The organism is Pseudomonas syringae pv. tagetis (genome assembly GCF_022557255.1).
Classification (GTDB): Bacteria; Pseudomonadota; Gammaproteobacteria; order Pseudomonadales; family Pseudomonadaceae; genus Aquipseudomonas; species Aquipseudomonas caricapapayae.
In genome coordinates, this window is the sequence record NZ_CP092923.1 from 3,587,127 (window position 1) to 3,608,166 (window position 21,040).

Genomic DNA, 21,040 nt, shown 5'->3' on the forward strand with positions numbered 1-21,040 from the left:
CGTTTACCATGCCGCCCGTCGGTTTCCGAGAGGAACTAACAGGGAATTCGCACGCTTTGTCGTCACAAAGCCAAAACGAAACTGCCCCCGCAACTGTAGGCATCGAGCCTGCTCCATAACTGCCACTGGACACGCTCCGGGAAGGCCGGAGCCTGGCGATGACATGCCAGTCAGGAGACCTGCCGACCCGATTCAACCAACTAACCGGCGGGGTGTCCGGGAAGGACATCCGCACGCGTCGGCATTTACTGTCGTGCCCGGTTATCTGCCGGGGATGTGTTTCCTGATGTGCATTGCGCCTTGGCACCTGCCCCAACGGAGACCGTCTTCCATGCCGCTGCCCCGCCTTGCCGCACTCGTCGCCTGCCTGACGCTGCCCACCCTGACGCTCGCGGCCCCCACTCGGTATCCGCTGACCCTCGAAAACTGTGGTTCGACCCTGACATTCGCACACGCGCCGGCCAGGACGGTAACGATTGGCCAGGCCGGCACTGAAATGCTCTACGAACTGGGCCTGGGTGACCGCCTGGTCGGCACTTCGCTGTGGTTCAACAACGTATTGCCACGCTTCAAGGCGCAGAACGACAAGGTAGAGCGTCTGGCCGACAACGACCCCAGCTTTGAAGCGGTGATTGGCAAACGGCCTGAACTGGTGACCGTGCAACTGGAATGGATGGTCGGCAAACAGGGCGTGGTCGGCACCCGCGAACAGTTCCATGACCTGAAAATACCCACTTACATTTTGCCGTCCGATTGTGAAGGCAAAGACAATCTGGTCGGTGCCGATGGCACACGCCTCGAGCCGTTCCGTATCGAGACCATCTACAGAAGCATCGAGCAACTGGCGCAGATTTTCGACGTACAGGATCGCGGTGATGCGCTGGTTGCCGACCTCAAGACACGCCTGAACGCAGCCATCGCCAACGTCAGACAGAACAAGGCGAACGACGTCTCGGCGCTGTTCTGGTTTTCCAGTTCGGACCTTGCCAGCGATCCTTTCGTGGCAGGCCGCAAAGGCATCCCGGATTTCATGCTCAACAGCCTGGGCATGCGCAATATCGTCCAGTCCGACGAGGAATGGCCGACCGTGGGCTGGGAAACCATTGCCAAGGCCAACCCAAGCATTCTGGTGATTGCGCGCATGGACCGCCGCCGCTTCCCGGCCGACGACTACCTGAAGAAAATCGAATTTCTCAAGAGCGATCCGGTGACGCGCAACATGGACGCAGTCAAGCATGAGCGGATCGTGATCATCGACGCCGAGGGCATGCAGGCCGGTCTGCGCCTGTTCACCGGGTTCGAGGAACTGGCTGACGCCGCCAACCGTTTCAACGCGGCACAATGAGATTACCAGTAGCGTTGGGCCATGTGCTCTGGGTCTCGGCAGTGCTGGTACTGGCGATCATGATCGGTGCGGCGATTGGCGAAACCTCGATCAGCCTGCCGGTGGTTTTTCAGGTGCTGGCCAACAAACTCTGGGCAGCCAGCTACGTGCTCGACCCTATCGATGAGGGCATTGTCTGGAACTACCGGCTGACCCGCGCCATTGTCGCGGCAGCCTGCGGGGCCGGGCTGGCGATCTGCGGCGTGGTGCTGCAATCCTTGTTGCGCAATCCGCTGGCAGACCCGTATCTGTTGGGGATTTCCGCAGGGGCGTCGACCGGTGCGGTACTGGTTGCCATTCTGGGCTTTGGTGCAGGCGCGATTTCGATGTCGGCAGGTGCCTTTGCCGGGGCCGTTGCCGCGTTTTCGCTGGTCGCCCTGCTGGCACATTCGTCACGCGGCACCACGGCAGCCGGGCAGATCATTCTGGCCGGGATTGCCGGTTCGCAACTGTTCAATGCCCTGACATCGTTTCTGATCACCAAATCCGCAAGCTCGGAGCAGGCACGCGGCATCATGTTCTGGTTGCTGGGCAACCTCAGCGGAGTGCGCTGGCACTCTGTCTGGCTGGCGGTGCCGACGGTGCTGGTCGGGCTGCTGGTGTGCCTGTGGTACAGACGAGCGCTGGACGCTTTCACATTCGGCAGCGACTCGGCAGCGTCGCTGGGGATTGCGGTGCGGCGCGTGCAGATCATACTGATCGCCACCGCCGCGCTGGTCACGGCGGTGATGGTATCGATTGTCGGTTCCATCGGCTTCGTCGGGCTGGTGATCCCGCACGCCGTACGTATGCTGGTCGGTGTCCGGCATGCACGGCTGGTACCGCTGAGCGCATTGAGCGGCGCATTGTTTCTGATCGCTGCCGACATCCTCTCGCGCACGCTGATCAAGGGGCAGGCGCTGCCGATTGGCGTCATTACCGCCCTGATCGGCGCACCGGTCTTCGCTTTGATACTTATCCGGGGCAATAGCACTCGATGAACGCGTTTCCTCAGCAGGTCAACGCAGCGGTGCTCGGTTGCTCGGGTCTGGGTTATTCGGTACGCGGTACTGCGCTGCTGCGCGAGGTCGACCTGAGCATTGCAGCGGGCGAAACGCTGGCCGTGGTCGGCCCTAACGGGTCGGGCAAATCCACCCTGCTGAAACTGTTGGCCGGTATTCAGAAGCCGGTCAGCGGCAGCGTCAGGCTGGGCGGGCAGCCACTCGAGTCAATGAGCCGCAGAGACGTGGCCCGCCTGCTGGCAGTGGTCGAACAACAGGCAGAAACCAGCGACGCCGTGACTGTACGGGATGCCGTCGAACTGGGTCGCACGCCCTGGCTGTCGGCACTCGAGCCGTGGAGCACGAACGATGACGCCATCGTTAGCCAGGCCTTGCAGGATGTGGACATGCTGCACCTGCAAAAACGCGCCTGGCACACCCTGTCAGGAGGTGAGCGGCAGCGTGTGCATATTGCCAGGGCACTAGCGCAAAGGCCGAAGATCCTTCTGCTGGACGAACCGACCAATCACCTGGACATCCAGCATCAACTGACCATCCTCGGTCTGGTCAGGGCCTTGCCGGTTACCACCGTGATTGCCCTGCACGACCTGAATCAGGCGCTGGATTGCGACCGCGTGGCGGTCATGGAAAAAGGCCGCCTGGTCGCGCTGGGTGCACCGGTCGAGGTGCTGACCCCGGAACGCCTGTTGAGCACCTTCGGCGTCGTGGCGCACTGGTTGACCGACCCCTTCGACGGCGCAAAAATCCTGCGTTTGCGCTCACGCTGACGGAGCGCCGGCGGTCAGCCGGTCACTTGCCTGAATCTTCAACAGGTGCGCCGGGCGTTCTGTGGCACTACAATGCGCGCTTTGCCCGATGCCGGATCCCGTTGCCATGTCGTTACCCAAGCACCACCTGGAATTGCTCAGCCCTGCGCGGGATGTGACCATCGCCCGCGAGGCCATTCTGCATGGCGCCGACGCCGTCTATATCGGCGGCCCGAGCTTCGGTGCACGACACAACGCCTGCAACGAGGTCAGCGATATTGCCGAACTGGTCAAATTCGCTCATCGCTATCACACGCGGATCTTCACCACGATCAACACCATCCTGCATGACGATGAACTGGAACCAGCCCGCAAGCTGATTCACCAGCTCTATGACGCAGGCGTGGACGCGTTGATCGTGCAAGACCTCGGAGTCATGGAACTGGACATTCCGCCCATCGAGCTGCACGCCAGTACGCAGACTGACATCCGCACCCTGGGGCGGGCGAAGTTCCTTGATCAGGCCGGGTTTTCGCAACTGGTGCTGGCCCGGGAGCTGAACCTGCAGGAAATCCGCGCAATTGCCGATGAAACCGATGCCGCCATCGAGTTTTTCATCCATGGCGCACTGTGCGTGGCGTTTTCCGGGCAGTGCAATATTTCCCACGCGCAGAACGGGCGCAGCGCCAACCGTGGCGACTGCTCCCAGGCGTGCCGCCTGCCCTACACACTCAAGGATGACCAGGGCCGCGTCGTGGCCTTCGAAAAACATCTGTTGTCGATGAAAGACAATAACCAGAGCGCCAACCTGCGTGCACTGGTGGACGCAGGCGTGCGTTCATTCAAGATCGAAGGCCGTTACAAGGACGCGGGCTACGTCAAAAATATCACTGCCTATTATCGCCAGCGCCTGGACGAGATCCTCGAAGACCGCCCTGACCTCGCACGCGCGTCCAGTGGCCATACCGCACACTTCTTCGTGCCCGACCCGGAAAAAACCTTTCATCGCGGCAGTACCGATTATTTCGTCAGCGACCGCAAGATCGACATCGGCGCGTTCGATACGCCTACCTTCACCGGCCTGGCGGTGGGCACCGTCGAGAAGCTCGGCAAGCGTGACCTGATTGCCGTAACCCATGAGCCGCTGTCCAATGGCGACGGCCTCAATGTGCAGATCAAACGTGAAGTAGTGGGCTTTCGTGCCAACATCGCCGAGCTCAAGGGCGAGTTCGAAGAAGACGGCCAGAAGCGCTGGCGCTACCGCGTAGAACCCAACGAGATGCCTGCGGCCCTCTCCCGTGTGCGCCCGAATCACCCACTGAATCGCAACCTGGACCACAACTGGCAGCAGGCACTGCTCAAAACTTCGGCCGAGCGCCGGATCGGCATTCAGTGGCAGGTCACCTTGCGTGAAGATCACCTGCGCCTGGACGCTACCAGCGAAGAAGGCGTAAGTGTCACCGTCGGCCTCGACGGCCCTTTCGGTGCCGCCAACAAACCCCAGCAGGCGCTGGATCAGTTGCGGGACCTGCTCACCCAACTGGGCACCACGATCTATCATGCTCAGGATGTCAGGCTCGACGCGCCGCAGGCGTTCTTCGTGCCCAATTCGCAGCTCAAGACCCTGCGCCGCGACGCCATCGAAGCGCTGACCGAAGCACGCGTCAAGGCCCATCCGCGCGGTGGCCGCAAGGCCGAGACTACCCCGCCACCGGTGTACCCGGAATCGCACCTGTCTTTTCTGGCCAACGTCTACAACCAGAAGGCCCGCGACTTCTATCATCGCCACGGCGTACAGTTGATCGATGCAGCCTACGAGGCCCACGAGGAAACCGGCGAAGTGCCGGTGATGATCACCAAGCACTGCCTGCGCTTCTCGTTCAATCTGTGCCCGAAACAGGCCAAGGGTGTCACTGGCGTGCGTACCAAGGTCGCGCCGATGCAACTGGTACAGGGTGACGAAGTGCTGACCCTGAAATTCGATTGCAAGCCTTGCGAAATGCACGTGATCGGCAAGATGAAAGGTCACATTCTCGACTTGCCGCTACCCGGCAGCGCGGCGGCCAAATCGGTGGTTGGCCACATCACGCCGGAAGACCTGCTCAAGACTGCGCGTCAGCGTTCTCCGCACTGATCGATACGAAGGGGTTGGTGCCTGCCAGCCCCCTTCCGTCTTCTGACAAAGCCCTCTTAAAGAACGCGTTCCATGTGAGTCGTGTTCCATACTGGGTCACTTTCCACATCGGTTACGGCAAAACCCTGTTTCTCCCAGAAACGAATGGCACCCGGCAGAAACGGGTGGGTATGCAGGTACAGAATCTCTACATAACCCGCCCCGGCATGCGCCCAGAGCGCCTGACATAAGCGGCTGGCCAGCCCGTCGCCGCGAAACTCCGGCGTGACGAACAGACGTACGATCTCAACGGTTCTGCGCCCGCTGTAATCAAGCTGCGGGAAACGATGATCGTACGGCAGATAGCCCACGGCAGCGATGATCTGCCCTTCACAGCGGGCAATCAGAAATTTACCGTCCTTGCCACTCAGGTACACCTGTTCGAAACCGGCCAGATCGGGAGGAACCGTGACGGCGTCGATCAACGGAAATATCTCGGCACGGGCACGCATGACGAAGTCGACTGTTTGCGGGATATCGACGGGATGTACTTCGGTGATGGAAATCTTCATGGCAACTGACTTGGCTGGGGGTCGCAGAATAATACAAATGTTGCGCCAGGCATGGGTGAGCTGGCCGGTTCTCGTGCCGTGCTGGAGCCTGAGGAACGATAATCTCAGTTATCGTGCGACGCTCAGCACTGGCATGCCGTCCCGGACGCTGATCCGGAGGTAGCCTGGCATGGCCAAGCACAGGTCATCGATCCCGACCGCATTTGAGGCAGCGAACAGCCATACGCACCAATCCAAGGCAATAACCGGAGCGGACTATCCCCGCCCATGTCTGCAAACCCCGCCATATCTCAGCGATGAGGCCCCGGCCAAAAACTGGCACAACCTCTGCATGACTCGACATACTCCCGATGAATGTGGTCGGGCTTGCCCCGGTTGATCGATGCCGATCGCCAGTCTTGCAGAGACCAGAGGGCTACTCAGGTGCATCCGGCAACGTCGCTCGATGGCACCCAGAACTTCCCATAAGAGAACAGGCAAAGGCGCCTGGAACCGAAAGGTTCCGGGCGCTTTTTTTTTTGCTTTAAAAAACCTGATTGGCTTTGGCCGGGACTCGCTATGAACACCACAGTCTTCCCCCACAACGATGTAAAAAACCTGATCGTCGTCGGTAATGGCATGGTCGGGCATCATTGCGTCGAGCAGTTGATCGCAGGCGGCGCGCTTGAACGGTATCGCATCCACGTGTTTGGCGAAGAAGCACAGCGCGCCTACGACCGCGTGCATTTGTCCGAATACTTCACCGGCCGTGATGCAGAATCGCTGGCCATGAGTGCAATGTCTGTCTACGAACAACCAGGCCTTACGCTGCACCTCGGCGTACCGGTGCTGGAAATTGATCGTGAGCGCAACGAAGTCATTACCGCCGAAGGCTGCCTGAGCTACGACAAGCTGATCCTGGCCACCGGCTCCTACCCGTTTGTGCCACCCATCGAGGGCGCAACAGGCAATTCGCGACTGGTCTATCGCACGCTGGAGGACCTGGACACCATACGCTACGCCGCGTCGAAAGCGCGTCGTGGCGTGGTGGTCGGCGGCGGCTTGCTGGGGCTTGAGGCGGCCAACGCGCTGAAATCGCTTGGTCTGGAGGCCCATGTCGTCGAATTCGCGCCGCGCCTGATGCCGGTGCAACTGGACGAGCATGGCGGTGCCGCATTGAAAGCGCGTATCGAAGCGCTGGGCGTCGGCGTTCACCTGTCCCGCGCCACGCAGTCGATCAGCGACGGCAAGCAATACCGCTACCGGATGAATTTCGCCAATGACGAATTTCTCGAAACCGATCTGATTGTGTTCTCCGCCGGAATCCGTCCGCAAGACGCTCTGGCTCGCCAGTGTGAGCTAGAGCTCGGACCACGAGGCGGTATCGCAATCGACGAGCATTGCCGCACAAGCGATGCCAATATCTATGCAATCGGTGAATGCGCTGCCTGGAACGGTAGCGTGTTCGGCCTGGTGGCCCCTGGTTATCAAATGGCCCGTGGCGTCGCGGCGCAGTTGTGCGAAAAGGACACTGAGCCGTTCTTCGGTGCAGACATGTCCACCAAGCTCAAGCTGCTCGGCGTCGATGTCGGCTCCATCGGTGACGCGCACGGTGCGCTGGCCGGGGCCGTGAGTTATCGATTCATCGATGAGGCCACCGCCAGCTATCGTCGTCTGGTGGTGTCGGCGGATGGCAAGCAAGTGCTCGGCGCTGTGCTGGTCGGCGACAACAGTTATTACGATACCTTGCTGCAATATGCCCAGAATGGCATCACCCTTCCCGATGACCCTTCAAGCCTGATCCTGCCTCGTGGCGAAGGCGCGCCGACCCTGGGCGCCGATGCGCTGCCCGCCACAGCAACCATCTGTTCCTGCCATAACGTCAGCAAAGGCTCTATCTGCTCGGCAATCGACAATGGCTGCACCGACCTCGCCGGGATCAAGTCCTGCACCAAGGCAGCCACTGGTTGCGGTGGTTGCACGGCACTGCTCAAGCAGGTCTTCGAGCATGAATTGATTGCCCGCGGCGTTGCCGTCGACAAGAGCCTCTGCGAGCACTTCGCCTACACCCGTCAGGAGCTATATTCGATAGTCCGCGTCGAGGGCGTCGAAACCTTCGAAGAACTGCTCGCTCGACACGGCAAGGGCGCGCATGGCTGCGATATCTGCAAACCTGCGGTCGGCTCGATTCTCGCCTCGTGCTGGAACCGTCCCATCACCGAACCTTCGCTGGTGCCGTTGCAGGACACCAATGACACGTTCATGGCCAACATGCAGAAAAATGGCACTTACTCGGTCGTACCGCGTATTCCAGGTGGCGAGATCACCCCTGACGGCCTCATCGCAATTGGTGCCGTGGCCAAGAAGTACGACCTGTACACCAAAATCACCGGCGGTCAGCGCATTGACTTGTTCGGTGCGCAATTGCACGAGTTGCCGGATATCTGGAGCGAGCTGATCGAGGCAGGTTTCGAGACCGGTCACGCCTACGGCAAGTCGACCCGAACAGTGAAGTCCTGCGTCGGCAGTACCTGGTGCCGCTATGGCGTGCAGGACAGCGTGGCCATGGCGTTGCGCATTGAGGACCGTTACAAGGGCCTGCGCTCGCCGCACAAACTCAAGTTCGCGGTATCCGGCTGCACGCGCGAGTGCGCCGAAGCGCAGAGCAAGGACGTTGGCGTGATTGCCACTGAAAACGGCTGGAACCTGTACCTGTGCGGCAATGGCGGCATGCGTCCGCGTCACGCCGAACTGTTCGCCACCGATCTGGATGACGAAACCCTGATCCGCTACATCGACCGTTTCCTGATGCTCTACATCCGCACTGCCGACAAGCTGCAGCGCACCTCGGTCTGGCGTGAATCGCTGGAGGGTGGCCTGGACTATCTCAAGGCGGTGATTCTCGATGACAGCCTGGGGCTGGCGGCAGAACTGGAGGCGCAGATGCAACTGGTGGTCGACCGCTACGAATGCGAATGGGCCAATGCCCTCAAGGACCCGGAAAAGCTCAAGCGCTTCCGCACCTTCGTCAACGACGGGCGTGCCGACCCGGATGTGCATTTCGTCAAGGAGCGTGCCCAGCGTCGTCCGGCAAAACCCGAAGAGCTGGCCCTTATACCGTTGTTCAAGGAGGTGGTGTAATGGACGCGTCCAACACAACAGTCGCGGACGAAAATGCCCGGTCTGCCCTGAAGCCGCACTGGCATGCGCTGTGTGAACGCGCGGATCTGGTCGCCAATTCCGGCGTTGTGGCATGGCTGGACGGCACTCAGGTAGCGCTGTTCTACCTGCCTGAAACCGCGGAGGGCGAACAACTTTTCGCCATCGATAACCGCGACCCCAAGTCCGGGGCCAACGTGATCGGTCGTGGATTGATTGGCCAGATAGGCGGCGAACTGGTGATTGCCTCGCCGCTGTACAAGCAGCACTTTCGCCTGCAAGACGGCAGTTGCGTCGAGTACCCGGAGCAACGTCTGGAAGTCTGGCCAGTACGTTTCAAGGGCGATCAGGTAGAAGTTGCTGTCTAGCTGACCGCGAAGACAACCTGATCGCCAGCCGACCAGGTTGCTGCGTTACAAGCCTTGCGGACTAGTGCAGTTCGGACACCAGCGCTTTGTTAAAGCCCTGCGGATCTTCCATCTGCGGGGCATGTCCCTTGCCCTTGAACTCCACCAGTCTGGCGCCCGGAATCATCTGCGCCACCTGCTTGCCCAATACCTTGTAATTACCGATTCTGGCCTTGACTTCAGGCGGCGCAATGTCGCTGCCGATGGCCGTGGTGTCGGCATCCCCGACCATCAGAACGGTCGGCACTTGCAGCTTCGGAAATTCGTAGAACACCGGCTGGGTGAAAATCATGTCGTAGATCAGTGCCGAGTTCCAGGCAACGATCTTCTGGCCCGGTCCCTTGTTCAGACCGGCCAGCATATCAACCCACTTGTCATACTCAGGCTTCCAGCGCCCGTCGTAATAGGTCTTCTGCTCATAGGCGCGAATGCCTTCAGCCGTGGTCTTCAGCTCACGCTCATACCACTGATCGACGCTGCGGTAAGGGACTCCGAGCGCTTTCCAGTCCTCCAGACCGATAGGATTGACCATCACCAGTTTCTCGGTCTGCTTCGGGTACATCAGCGCATAACGCGTGGCCAGCATACCGCCAGTGGAGTGGCCGACAACCGACACCTTGTCGATACCCAGCTTTTCAAGCAACGCATGGGTGTTCATCGACAACTGCTGGAAGCTGTACTGATAGTGCTCAGGCTTGGTCGACGTGCAGAAGCCAATCTGATCAGGCGTCACAACACGATATCCCGCCGCACTCAGCCCCTTGATCGTGTCTTCCCAGGTCGCCGCACAGAAGTTCTTGCCATGCAGCAACACCGCGATGCGGCCATTGGCCTTGCCGCTCGGCGCAACGTCCATATAGCCCATTTCCAGAGCCTGGCCCTGAGACTGAAAACTGAATTTATGCAGCGCGTGAGGGTAACTGAAACCTTCCAGTTGCTGGCCGTAACCGGGCGTTTCAGCCAGTGCTGCGCCTGACAGCGTCAACGACATCAACATGCCGGCAATCTTTGCAGCCCGCATAGGGGCACCTCCTTTAGGTAGGGGTCGAAAGTCTGCAGACGTTTCCGAGTTAAACCGCAGACCTGCAAGTAGACCCTGTTTGGCGCTACAGATTCGCCCCTTTCCTGCCTGAAGAACCGTAAGCAGACGTTTCACCGTGCCAGCCCGGCTCGGGCAAAATGCTGGACGCCTCCTGCCGCGCTTGCCTAGACTGGGCCGTCCGTTACGGGCCGTCGTAGTCAGCCGGGTCTGATGCCAAGGAACAGCAATGAATCGAAATGAACTGCGCAAGGCCGACATTAACCTGATGGTGGTCTTCGAGACATTGATGCAGGAGCGTAACGTTACCCGAGCCGCAGAAAAGCTGTTTCTCGGCCAGCCCACGATAAGCGCCGCGTTGAACCGCCTGCGTAACCTGCTCAACGACCCGCTGTTCATCCGCGTCGGCCACCGCATGGAACCGACCGCACGCGCCCATGAGATCCTCAAGCACCTGACACCGGCACTCGATGCCATGTCTACAGCGCTGAGCCTGACCACCGACTTCGACCCGTCGGTGAGCAAAATGACGTTCCGCATCGGCCTGACCGATGATGTGGAGTTCGGCTTGCTGCCGGCTATGCTCAAGGCTATTCGCGAGGAAGCACCGGGCGTGGTGATCGTGGTCAAGCACGTCGATTACTTGAATATTTCCGAGGTGCTGATGGCCGGCGACATCACCGTCGGCGTCTGCATGACCCGCGAGCTGCCCGCCAACGCCAAGCGCAAGACTCTGCGCAACATACAGCCACGGCTGGTGCGCGCCGACAAGCCGTCAGGGCCCATGAGTCTGGACGAGTACTGCTCGCGCCCGCATGTCGTGGTATCGCATGTGGCGAGTGTCAGCAGCTTTTCGGATGAGTGGCTGACCGCGCTGGGTCGCAAGCGCCAGGTGGTTCTGTCGGTGCCGCAGTTCGCAACCCTGCCCGCGCTCATGGCAGGCACTGACATGATTTCCGGATTGCCCGACTACGCAGCAAGCGCGATGAGCGCGCTGGGTTTGCTGTATGACGAGCCGCTGCCCTTCCCTACCCCAGGGCTGGATCTGTCGATGGCCTGGCTCAGTGTGATGGACAGCGATCCTGCCGAACGCTGGCTGCGCAGCAGGATCGAGGAGTTCATGGGCGAGCGCCGGGAGGCACCCGCCCTGGCCGGTTGATCAGCCGAAACGACCGGTAATGTAATCTTCGGTCTGGGTCTTGGAGGGCTTGGTGAAGATGGTGTCAGTGTCGCCGTGTTCGATCAGTTCGCCCATGAACATGAAGGCGGTGTAGTCGGAGCAACGCGCCGCCTGCTGCATGTTGTGGGTCACGATGATCACGGTGAACTGCTCCTTGAGCTCAGTGATCAGCTGTTCGATACGTCCTGTCGAGATCGGATCGAGTGCCGAAGTGGGCTCATCGAGCAACAGCACCTGCGGGCGCAACGCAATGGTGCGGGCGATGCACAGGCGTTGCTGTTGACCGCCGGACAGACCGGTCGCGCTCTGCTTGAGTTTGTCCTTCACCTCGTCCCACAACGCTGCGCCACGCAATGCTTGTTCGACGCGATCCTCCATTTCACGGCGCGACAGCTTTTCGTGGTGCTTGATGGCGTAGGAAATGTTGTCGTAGATCGACATGGGAAACGGCACCGGCTTCTGGAAAACCATGCCCACATGACTGCGCAGGCGGTTCATCGAGTAACCCGGGGCCAGGATATTCTCGCCGTTGAGCAACACTTCGCCACGCGCTTCCTGCTTCGGGTACATCGCGTAGATACGGTTGAAGACGCGCAGCAGGGTCGATTTGCCGCAACCCGACGGGCCGATGATCGCCGTGATGCGCTTCTCTGGGATGGTCATGTCGATGGACTTCAACGACTTCTGGTTGTTGTAGAAAAACTCCAGACCGCGTACTTGGATCTTGGTTTTTTCGTTGGCCAGGGAAAGGTTGTTCATCAGGACGCCCTATTGCGCAAAAGAATTAAGCGAGACAGCAGACTCAGTATCAGTACGAACAACGTCATGACCAGCGCACCGGCCCATGCAAGAGAGTGCCAGTCATCGAACGGGCTCATGGCGTACTGGAAAACCACCACCGGAACGCTGGCGATTGGTTTGAGCAGATCGCTGCTCCAGAACTGGTTGCCGAAAGCGGTGAACAGCAGCGGCGCGGTTTCGCCGGTAATACGTGCCAAGGCGAGCAATACGCCGGTCACCACACCTGCCTTGGCGGCGCGCAAGACGATTTGCAGGGTCAGCTTCCATTGCGGCACACCCAGCGCCAGCGCAGCTTCACGCATGGTCGAGGGTTGCAGTTGCATCATTTCATCGGTGGTACGCACCACCACCGGGATGACCAGCAAGGCGAGCGCCAGAGCACCTGCCAAGGCGGAAAAGCCGACCTGATGGCCTGTCATCGCGTTAAGCGGCAGTACCACAACCGTGTAGACGAACAGGCCGAGCACGATGGAAGGTGCCGACAGCAGAATGTCGTTGATGAAGCGCACGGCATTGCCCAGCTTGGTGTAGCGAGCGAACTCGGCCAGCCAGATGCCGGCCATCAGACCGATCGGCGTACCGATCAACAGACCGATGCCCGACATCAGCACGCTGCCATAGAACGCGTTGGCCAGACCGCCCTCGGTGCCAGGCGGCGGAGTCATGCCGGTGAACAGCTGCAAATTGAGTGCGTCGATGCCTTTGATGATGGTGGTCAGGAGAATCCAGACCAGCCACAGCAGACCGAATGCGGTGGCGCTGCAACTGAGCACCATCGCAATCTTGTTCTTGAAACTGCGAACCCGATACAGCCGCTCGCTGCCCGTCACATCCTTACTCATAACCCCTCCTTACGCGAAAGGCGCGACAGCATCAGACGTGCGAGGGCCAGCACGATGAAGGTAACGACAAACAACAGGAAGCCAAGCGCGATCAGTGCCGAACGGTGCAAGTCGGTATACGCCTCGTTGAACTCGTTGGCGATCACCGAAGCAATAGAACTGCTCGGCATCATCAGCGACGCCGAGAACTGATGGGCGTTGCCCAGTACAAAGGTCACCGCCATGGTTTCGCCCAGCGCACGTCCCAGTCCCAGAAACACACCACCGACCACTGCCGAACGGGTGTAGGGCAGGACGATGTCCCAGACCACTTCCCACGTGGTGCCGCCCAATGCGTACGCCGACTCTTTGAGCGCTACGGGCACAGTGCGGAAGACTTCCTGCATGACCGAGGTAATGAACGGCGTGATCATGATGGCCAGCACGATACCGGCAGTCAGCATGCCGATACCCAGCGGCGGGCCTTGGAACATCGGGCCGATCAGTGGCAGAGCGCCGAGGTTTTCGGTGATCCAGGGCGACATGTGCTCAGCCATGAACGGGCCAAAGACAAACAGTCCCCACATGCCGTAAATGATCGACGGGATCCCCGCCAGCAGTTCGATGGCCGAGGCAATCGGCATGCGCAACCAGGGCGGCGCCACTTCGGTCAGGAAAATCGCAATGCCGAAACTCACCGGTACGGCGATCAGCAGAGCCAGAAAAGAGGTAACCAGGGTGCCATAGATAGGAACCAGCGCGCCGAACTTGCCGGCGTTCACGTCCCACTCGGTACTGGTCAGAAAGCCAAACCCGAAAGTCTGGAATGCCAGACTGCCGCCCCACAGGGTCGACAAGGCAATACAACCCAGCAAAGCAAGCACCAGCATCGCTGCGGCCTGCAATGAACGCTTGAACCACAGGTCATGACGATGATCCCGTTTGGCGCGCTTCTCGCCCTCGGACTCACCAGCGGAGACGTTAGCGGACAGGTATTGGGTGTTTTCAGTCATGTTGAGGCCACTCGCAAGGAAAAGCCCCTGTCACCGGGCCGATATCGCGGCTGATGACAGGGGTGGTACGGGTTGAATCACTTACTTGGTGAATTCCGTTTTCCAGTAGCTTTCCACGCGGTCAACCAGCGATTTAGGCAATGCTACGTATTCCAGTTTCTCGGCCTGCTTCTGACCGTTTTCCAGGGACCACTTGAAGAAGTCGAAAGCCGCCGCGCTTTTCTCTTCGTTCTTGGCTTTCTTGTACATGATGATCCAGGTGGTCGCGGTGATCGGCCACGCCTTGTCACCCGGTGCGTTGGTCATGATCAGGTTGAAGTCCTTGGCATCTTCCCACTTGGCCGAGTCAGCAGCAGCAGAAAAAGCCTTGGCATCAGGCTTGATGAATTGGCCGGCAGCGTTTTTCAGCTGGGTGTAGGACAGCTTGTTGACGGTCGCGTAGGAGTACTCGACGTAGCCGATAGAACCCTTGATCTGCTTAACGTAGGCCGAAACACCTTCGTTACCCTTGCCGCCCACGCCGGCTGGCCACTGCACGGTCGAACCGAATTTCAGCTTTTCGTTCCACTCCGGGCTGACTTTGCTCAGGTAGTTGGTGAAGTTGTAAGTGGTACCCGAACCGTCCGAACGGTGAACGACGGTGATCGCCATATCTTTCAGGTGATCTTTCAAGTCAGGGTTCAGCGCGACGATTGCAGGGTCGTTCCACTTCTTGATGTCGCCCATGAAGATCTTGGCGAGGACCGGGCCATCCAGTTTCAGCTTGCCTTCTTCAACGCCTTCCACGTTAACGATCGGTACAATACCGCCGATGACGCTAGGGAACTGACCCAGACCAGCTGCTTGCAGGTCTTCAGCGGACATCGGTGCGTCGGATGCGCCGAAGTCAACAGTCGCTGCCTTGATCTGGGCGATACCGCCACCCGAACCGATGGACTGATAGTTGATGCGGTTATCCTTGGTTTTGCTGTAGTCCTGGGACCACGCCGAAATAACCGGGAAAACGAAACTCGAACCAGCGCCGGTTACATCAGTCGCGTGGGCCACACCGCTGAGGCACAGCGAAGCGATCAGAAGCGACAAGCGTTTTTTAGTCAGCAGTATCACGGTAATACCTCAGTCCAGGAGATTGTGTGGTGGCCCAGTTAGGGAGGCCCGAGGCGGATTTAAAACCTGAAATGTTGCTGTTTCATGACAATCCAACGAATCGTGTCAGCTACGGAACTTTTTTGTAGGTGATTTCCTACGTCGTCAGCGTTAAAAACCTCCGTTTCGCCCAATGTTTACGGCAAAATATTGACCAGTAACGCTAAATAGCTTTTTGCCATCAATCGATAGATAGCCAAACGCCAGCCACGTTATAAAAATGTAAGAAAGTATGATTTTAAGAATCGTAGAAGCTGACCAGGTGGTCACGTTATAGCTAAATCAACTTAAAAATGTTCTATCAGCACTGATCAAATCTATGCATGTATCCGAACACGACAGGTTCCACAGTGCTGATTGATAAAGTGCGGCATTGACCGGGCAGCGTCAGGTATGACTACCGTTCGTCGGGTTCAACGGCACCTATGGCCACTGGCCAATGACCAACGTGGGTACTTTAAAACAACGGAGTAAGCATCATGATCAAGACCAAACTGACTGCCCTCACCCTGGCAGGCCTGATGGCTGTAGCTTCAGGTGCAGCCTTTGCTGAATCGACTACGACACCCGAAACGCCGATCAACAAGAACGCGACCAAGCTGCCGGGTACCAACACCCAGCCAATGGACCGCACCTCGTCCGAAACCCCTGGCGCGCAGACCGACAGTAAAAAAGCAGCTGCTGAAAAGTCGATGAACCACGACAAAGGCGCTCACGGCACACATGACAAGAGCAATGTTACTGAAAAGACCAAGACTCAGTAATCAGGCTTCTGACGCGAGCAGGCTCCACGCTCTGCTCGCCGATCAGCAATAGCGTTTGCAGCAACGTCTCATCCGCTGTACTAATGGAGGTTGCATCATGATCAGGAATAGATTGGGAGCACTGAGCCTGGCAGCACTGCTGGCTCTGTCCGGCACAAGCGCCTTCGCAGGTTCGACCGGCTCTACAAACCCCAGCGATGGGCCGAAGGTGCCTGGCACCGGCGCGGAAAAGAATGTCGACGGGACCAGCCCTGGCGCACCAGGCACAGGCCCGGGCACCAAAGGCATGGACCCGTTACCCGGAAAATACGACGGTCCCGGTAACAAACCTCACGATTTGAAACAGCCGCACGACGCCAATCATGACGACCGTCAGGACGGGCACAAAGTACCTTGATGGCGGGCCAGGTCCTCGGTGACCGAGACAGCGCCTTCAGCCGCCCACTGCACATAACACACTGCCACCGGCATCCCGTGTTCGGCGCAGAAGTCCAGCCAGCGTAGCTGGTTATCCTGAAGGCGGTCGCCCGGCCCCTTTACCTCGATCATTCGATAGCGCCGCTGCTCCGGGAAGAACTGGATCAGATCCGGCATACCGGTCCGATTGGCTTTTATATCCTGCAGCAGGCGACGAAACCACTGAAGCAAGTGCTCTGCGGGAAGGCAGTGCAGTGCCTGCTCCAACAACTGGGGTGTCAGCGTACCCCAGAACACAAAGGGCGATTGCAGGCCGTGCTTGCTCTGAAAATGCTCGCGAATGGTCGTCAGGTACTCATCTGACTCCAGTTGCATCAGACAGGCATCGAACAATGCCACCCGGCGCTGGTAGAAATCCGGGCTGTACAGGTCGCTGGGCGCGCTGTGGAAGGGATGAAAGAAAGCACCTGGCAGAGGAGCGAAAACTGCCTGCCAGCACAGCAAGCCAAACAGGGAATTGATCAGCGAATTTTCGACGTAATGCACTTCCCCGCCCTGCTCTTCTTCAAGGTGCAGACGTATCAGACGCTCGACGCTCACCCCCGCCAATGGCACCACCTGTACATCCAGCCGCGAGACGACCCGCGCCGAGCGCCCGCGCTCGGCAACCAGACCCAGCTTGCGCTGCAGCCGGGGCAGCACGCGCGACAGGTGCTGGACCTCGGCGTCACTCTCCGGGGCGAGCCGGGCCTGTTCTGCAAGGGCCATGGCCGCCGCGTACTCGGTGTTACGTTCCAGCACGCGGATTTGCCGTGAACGCGCACCGGGGTAGCTGGATTGCCGGTACACGGTCATCGCCAGGGACCAGTCCTGCAGGCGCTCAGCCTGTTGTCCGATGCGGAACAGCAGCTTGCCGCGGCGCATCTGCAACCAGGGATTACTGCACTGGATCGCAATGACCTGCCCGGCCAGCGCATGCAGTTCGATACAGGTATCCAGCGCCTCTCGGCAGGCATGCAATTGCACACACACATCGATGTCGGCGCGTTGGTTGATGGCACGCGACTCCAGCGAAAACTCGACTTTTTCATAGCGGTAGATGCCCAGATCAGCCAGCACGAATTCCGACCATTCCTGGTACAGATTGCCAAAGTACAACAATCGCAGGCGGTCACAGAGCGGCATGATGGTCAGCGCGAATACGGCGTCAGGCAATGCCGGGTGCCATTGCTCAAGTGACTGCGGCGCTTCGTACAACGGCTGCAAGCGCTCGAGCAACGCCTGCTTGCGCTCCTGGCCTTTGACTGCATGGGCTTTGAAGCATTGGTCAAGCTCGTCCCGGCGCAGCAACTGGAACAGCTCGCTCAATTCCAGTGGGGGGCTGGCAGCGACCCAGCCATGCTCCAGCAGCGGCAGCACTGCCCCATGAGGGTCGCCAATCTCGACATAATTCAGCTTGCTGGCCCGAAACAATACGCCCTTGCGCATCACCATGCGTACCAGCAAGCCTTGGGCGGATACGGGCAATTCGGCAAATTCGCTGATAAAGCGGCGCTCGCAGGCATCGAGCAGGTCGTCGTAACGCTGGGCGATCCAGCCGAGAGCCTGCCGGAAGTTTTCCAGGTAATAAAACGGATTGTCGAGAGGTACAGTATTCAAGGCCAGCGTTCACATGACAGATGAGCAGACAGACCAAGGATACTGGTTATCCGTACAGATTCCAGCCTGAATGCCTGTTGATCGCCGGTGGGCCGATCAATGGCATGTATCACGGTCTGGCGGTCAGCCGTAGAATCGGCGGGTTTACATCTGTAGCCGAGGGTCGGGTATGCAAGCGCCACTGGTTTATCTCGCAGGCTTCGACGTGTTCCGCCCGGACGCCGTCGAGTATGGCCGCTATCTCAAGGCGTTGTGCACGGCTCACGGGCTTGAAGGCTTGTACCCGTTCGACCATGAGGTGACGCCCGGGCGAACGCCGCATGAAACCGCGCAGCAGATCTACGCCATGAATGTCGCGATGATCCGCCGCTGCTCTGCCGTGCTGGTCAATCTGAACGTGTTTCGGGGTCTGGAACCCGATTCGGGCACCGCGTTTGAAGTCGGTATGGCGGTCGCACTGAACAAGCCGGTGTGGGCATATTTTGAACCGGTGCCGTCGTTGCGCGAGCTGGTTCCTCATGACGCAGGCGGGTTGGACCCTCAGGGCTTTACGGTCGAGGACTTCGACCTGCCACGCAACCTGATGCTCGCTTGCAGTTGGGCAGGGACCAGTTCCACGGTGGAACTGGGTGCCGAGGCGCTGGCCCGGTACCTTGACGAACATCAGGGAATACCTGTGAACGAGCCCGCAGAAAGATAAACAGGCTAAGAGACCGTCTTTATGCATGCCTTTTGTCAGCCCCAGCCGAGAAAATCACCGCCGTTGTCACGCAGCATCTGCAACATGCCCTCTGCCGCTGGAGACAGATAGCCGCCCTTGCGCAGAGTCACACCGATGGTACGTTTTAGTGTGGTCTGCTCCAGCGGAACTTCGCGCAGATGTTGCATGGTTTTGCCGAACTCCAGCGACTCGCGGGCGATGAAACTCAGCAGATTGCTCTGGGCGATCAACCCTGGTAACAGGGAGATCGAGTTTGCCTCGATCTGCACGGTCGGCAGCGGCAGGCCGTTGGCAGCAAAGGTTGCATCCAGCCACTTGCGCGATGAGACGCTGACCGGCGGCAACACCCAGCGGTACGCGCACAAGTCACTCATCTTCAACGAGGTCTTGAAGATCGGGTGTTGTTTGCTGGCAACCACTACGGCTTCGTCCCTGAGTATGGCGAAACTGGTGACATCCTCGCTGTCGGGTGCCAGTGCACAGATGATCATGTCCAATTGTCCCGAGCGTAAAGACTCACGCAACAGATCGTCCTGGCCGATCACCAGCTTGAAGGTGACATCCGGCGTACGCTGCAACAGGGCCGATGTCAGTTTAGGCATCAGGTACTCCGCCATCGTCGCGGCACAGCCGACGCGAATATTGCCCACCATGCCACTGGCGAAGTCGCGAACCTCCCGTTGAGTCTGGGCAATGCTCTGTTGCAGTTCCTTGCCTCGCGCCTGCAGCAGTTCGCCTACCGGGGTCAGTTTGATTCGCCTGCCGTCACGCTGAAACAGCCGTGTTCCGAATGATTCTTCCAGGCGCTGGATGCTTTTTGTCAGCGCAGGCTGGCTTCGATTGAGTTTTTCCGCAGCTCGTCCGAGGTGGCCCAGTTCGGCAATGGTTTCGAAATAGGTGAGATCGCGCAGGTCCATATCTATCAACCAAAGTTATCAATTCATGATTATTAGAAAATAGACTTGATGGATGACGAAGTCGATACTGTTCGCATGTGATTCACCCCAATCAAGGAGAACGTCCTTGTCACACGCTTCACGTTATTCGCTTTCCACCCTTCCCCCGCTGACTCAATGGGCGGGACTGATTCTGCTGGCAGGTGCTACCGGGCAACTGCTTAAACTGTTCGATATGCCTGCCGCGATGTTCCTCGGCCCTATGCTGGTGGCCATCGGCTTCGGTGTCTCGGGAGCAACCATTCGCATGCCCAAGCGGGCGTTTCAGTTGGGTCAAGGCACGGTAGGCGTTCTGATCGCGCATGCCATGTCCGTCAGTGTGTTGCTCACGGCCCTGCACTCCTGGCACGTCATGCTGCTGGCCACGATCCTGACGGTGGTGCTGAGCGCAGCGGTTGGTCTGGTGCTGGTGCGCTTTGGTGGTATCCCGAGCAACACTGCCGCCTGGGGAACGTCTCCAGGCGCGGCCTCGGCGATGGTCGCCATGTCCGAAGACTACGGCGCAGACTCGCGAATCGTCGCCACCATGCAATATGTACGCGTCGTCTGCGTGGTCACCATCGGCGCGCTGGTCAGCCATTTTATCGGTGCACCGGACGCAGGCGCGAATCTGCACAGTACCGCAGCCGCGTTGCCGGATCTCAACCCTGCTGATCTCGCTTTAAGTCTGGCGGTCATCGCGGCAGGCGTAGCGCTGGGCGCGCGTCTGCCGGCGGGTGCCTTGCTGGTGCCTTTGATGCTGGGCGGTGCCCTGCAACTGAGCGGCGTAATGCAGATCACCATTCCCGACTGGCTGCTGCCGATCGGTTACGGCGCCATCGGCTGTTATGTCGGGCTGCGTTTCGACCGGCCGACAGTGCAATACGTCTGGCGGCGACTGCCGATGATGATTCTGGCCTCACTGCTGTTGATCATCCTCTGCGCCCTGTCGGCCTGGCTGATTGCAGCGATGATGGGCAAGGATTATCTCTCGGTGTACCTGGCGACCAGTCCGGGAGGCCTGGATACGATGGCTATCATTGCCATCGATACGCATGCCGACGTCGGTTTTGTGCTGGCCATGCAGACCCTGCGCCTGTTCGGGGTGATCCTGACCGGCAGCTTCCTGGCCCGGCAGATTATCCGCCTGACCGACAAACGCATCCCTGCGCTCTGATGGACG

General features: G+C 59.2%; 19 protein-coding genes and 1 riboswitch. Of the genes, 11 read left to right on the forward strand and 8 right to left on the reverse strand.

Annotation, left to right across the window (positions count from 1 at the left end):
• The first annotated feature begins 2 nt into the window (after positions 1-2).
• A riboswitch (cobalamin riboswitch) is annotated at positions 3-201 on the forward strand.
• Between the two features lie 130 nt (positions 202-331).
• From MME58_RS15855 to MME58_RS15870, 4 genes are all read left to right on the forward strand, one after another.
• Positions 332-1,345, forward strand: coding sequence for an ABC transporter substrate-binding protein (locus MME58_RS15855; RefSeq protein WP_055006171.1), 1,014 nt, complete (start codon positions 332-334; stop codon positions 1,343-1,345).
• Entirely contained in the window at positions 1,342-2,364 is a 1,023-nt protein-coding gene (locus tag MME58_RS15860) for a FecCD family ABC transporter permease (RefSeq protein WP_055006170.1), read from the forward strand. Before MME58_RS15855 ends, MME58_RS15860 begins: the two co-directional genes overlap by 4 nt.
• Positions 2,361-3,152 (forward strand): ABC transporter ATP-binding protein, encoded by a 792-nt coding sequence (locus MME58_RS15865; protein ID WP_054987235.1) that lies wholly within the window; start codon positions 2,361-2,363, stop codon positions 3,150-3,152. Before MME58_RS15860 ends, MME58_RS15865 begins: the two co-directional genes overlap by 4 nt.
• A 106-nt stretch (positions 3,153-3,258) precedes the next feature.
• Positions 3,259-5,265, forward strand: coding sequence for a peptidase U32 family protein (locus MME58_RS15870; protein WP_055006169.1), 2,007 nt, complete (start codon positions 3,259-3,261; stop codon positions 5,263-5,265).
• Between the two features lie 56 nt (positions 5,266-5,321).
• Here the strand turns inward: MME58_RS15870 and MME58_RS15875 are convergent, their stop codons facing one another.
• Entirely contained in the window at positions 5,322-5,816 is a 495-nt protein-coding gene (locus tag MME58_RS15875; protein ID WP_055006168.1) for a GNAT family N-acetyltransferase, read from the reverse strand.
• 558 nt (positions 5,817-6,374) lie between these two features.
• Here MME58_RS15875 and nirB point away from each other — a divergent pair.
• Complete coding sequence (gene nirB / locus MME58_RS15880; protein ID WP_054987238.1) at positions 6,375-8,936, forward strand: nitrite reductase large subunit NirB; 2,562 nt, start codon at positions 6,375-6,377, stop codon at positions 8,934-8,936.
• Positions 8,936-9,322: a nitrite reductase small subunit NirD gene (gene nirD / locus MME58_RS15885; protein WP_054987239.1), complete on the forward strand. Its 387-nt coding sequence runs from the start codon at positions 8,936-8,938 to the stop codon at positions 9,320-9,322. Before nirB ends, nirD begins: the two co-directional genes overlap by 1 nt.
• A gap of 61 nt (positions 9,323-9,383) precedes the next feature.
• Here the strand turns inward: nirD and MME58_RS15890 are convergent, their stop codons facing one another.
• A complete protein-coding gene (locus MME58_RS15890) occupies positions 9,384-10,382 on the reverse strand; it encodes an alpha/beta fold hydrolase (RefSeq protein ID WP_054987240.1) in 999 nt (332 codons plus the stop codon).
• Between the two features lie 247 nt (positions 10,383-10,629).
• Between MME58_RS15890 and MME58_RS15895 the strand changes: the two genes are divergently transcribed.
• Positions 10,630-11,559, forward strand: a complete 930-nt coding sequence (locus tag MME58_RS15895) for a LysR family transcriptional regulator (protein WP_054987241.1) — start codon at positions 10,630-10,632, stop codon at positions 11,557-11,559.
• Here the strand turns inward: MME58_RS15895 and pstB are convergent, their stop codons facing one another.
• The 4 genes from pstB to pstS form a co-directional block, all read right to left on the reverse strand.
• On the reverse strand, positions 11,560-12,339 hold the full coding sequence (pstB, locus tag MME58_RS15900) for a phosphate ABC transporter ATP-binding protein PstB (RefSeq protein ID WP_002553918.1): 780 nt from the start codon (positions 12,337-12,339) through the stop codon (positions 11,560-11,562).
• Entirely contained in the window at positions 12,339-13,223 is an 885-nt protein-coding gene (pstA, locus tag MME58_RS15905) for a phosphate ABC transporter permease PstA (RefSeq protein ID WP_054987242.1), read from the reverse strand. Before pstA ends, pstB begins: the two co-directional genes overlap by 1 nt.
• Positions 13,220-14,215, reverse strand: coding sequence for a phosphate ABC transporter permease subunit PstC (pstC, locus tag MME58_RS15910; protein ID WP_055006167.1), 996 nt, complete (start codon positions 14,213-14,215; stop codon positions 13,220-13,222). The genes pstA and pstC overlap by 4 nt, the downstream gene beginning before the upstream one ends.
• Before the next feature lie 81 nt (positions 14,216-14,296).
• The gene (gene pstS, locus MME58_RS15915) at positions 14,297-15,322 is read right to left on the reverse strand and encodes a phosphate ABC transporter substrate-binding protein PstS (protein ID WP_055006166.1); all 1,026 of its coding nucleotides are present in this window, start codon (positions 15,320-15,322) and stop codon (positions 14,297-14,299) included.
• 518 nt (positions 15,323-15,840) lie between these two features.
• Between pstS and MME58_RS15920 the strand changes: the two genes are divergently transcribed.
• Both MME58_RS15920 and MME58_RS15925 read left to right on the forward strand, forming a co-directional pair.
• The gene (locus MME58_RS15920) at positions 15,841-16,125 is read left to right on the forward strand and encodes a hypothetical protein (RefSeq protein WP_054987245.1); all 285 of its coding nucleotides are present in this window, start codon (positions 15,841-15,843) and stop codon (positions 16,123-16,125) included.
• A 97-nt stretch (positions 16,126-16,222) separates the two neighbouring features.
• Entirely contained in the window at positions 16,223-16,522 is a 300-nt protein-coding gene (locus MME58_RS15925; RefSeq protein WP_055006165.1) for a hypothetical protein, read from the forward strand.
• Here MME58_RS15925 and MME58_RS15930 read toward each other — a convergent pair.
• Positions 16,498-18,201: a VRR-NUC domain-containing protein gene (locus MME58_RS15930; protein ID WP_055006164.1), complete on the reverse strand. Its 1,704-nt coding sequence runs from the start codon at positions 18,199-18,201 to the stop codon at positions 16,498-16,500. The genes MME58_RS15925 and MME58_RS15930 overlap by 25 nt on opposite strands.
• A gap of 169 nt (positions 18,202-18,370) precedes the next feature.
• On the opposite strand from MME58_RS15930, the gene MME58_RS15935 reads away from it, so the two are divergent.
• Complete coding sequence (locus MME58_RS15935; RefSeq protein ID WP_055006163.1) at positions 18,371-18,901, forward strand: nucleoside 2-deoxyribosyltransferase; 531 nt, start codon at positions 18,371-18,373, stop codon at positions 18,899-18,901.
• Between the two features lie 35 nt (positions 18,902-18,936).
• Here the strand turns inward: MME58_RS15935 and MME58_RS15940 are convergent, their stop codons facing one another.
• Positions 18,937-19,839 carry a LysR family transcriptional regulator gene (locus MME58_RS15940; RefSeq protein WP_055006162.1) on the reverse strand — a complete coding sequence of 301 codons (903 nt, stop codon included), beginning with the start codon at positions 19,837-19,839 and terminating at the stop codon, positions 18,937-18,939.
• 106 nt (positions 19,840-19,945) lie between these two features.
• Between MME58_RS15940 and MME58_RS15945 the strand changes: the two genes are divergently transcribed.
• The gene (locus MME58_RS15945; RefSeq protein WP_055006161.1) at positions 19,946-21,034 is read left to right on the forward strand and encodes an AbrB family transcriptional regulator; all 1,089 of its coding nucleotides are present in this window, start codon (positions 19,946-19,948) and stop codon (positions 21,032-21,034) included.
• Positions 21,035-21,040: the final 6 nt, after the last annotated feature.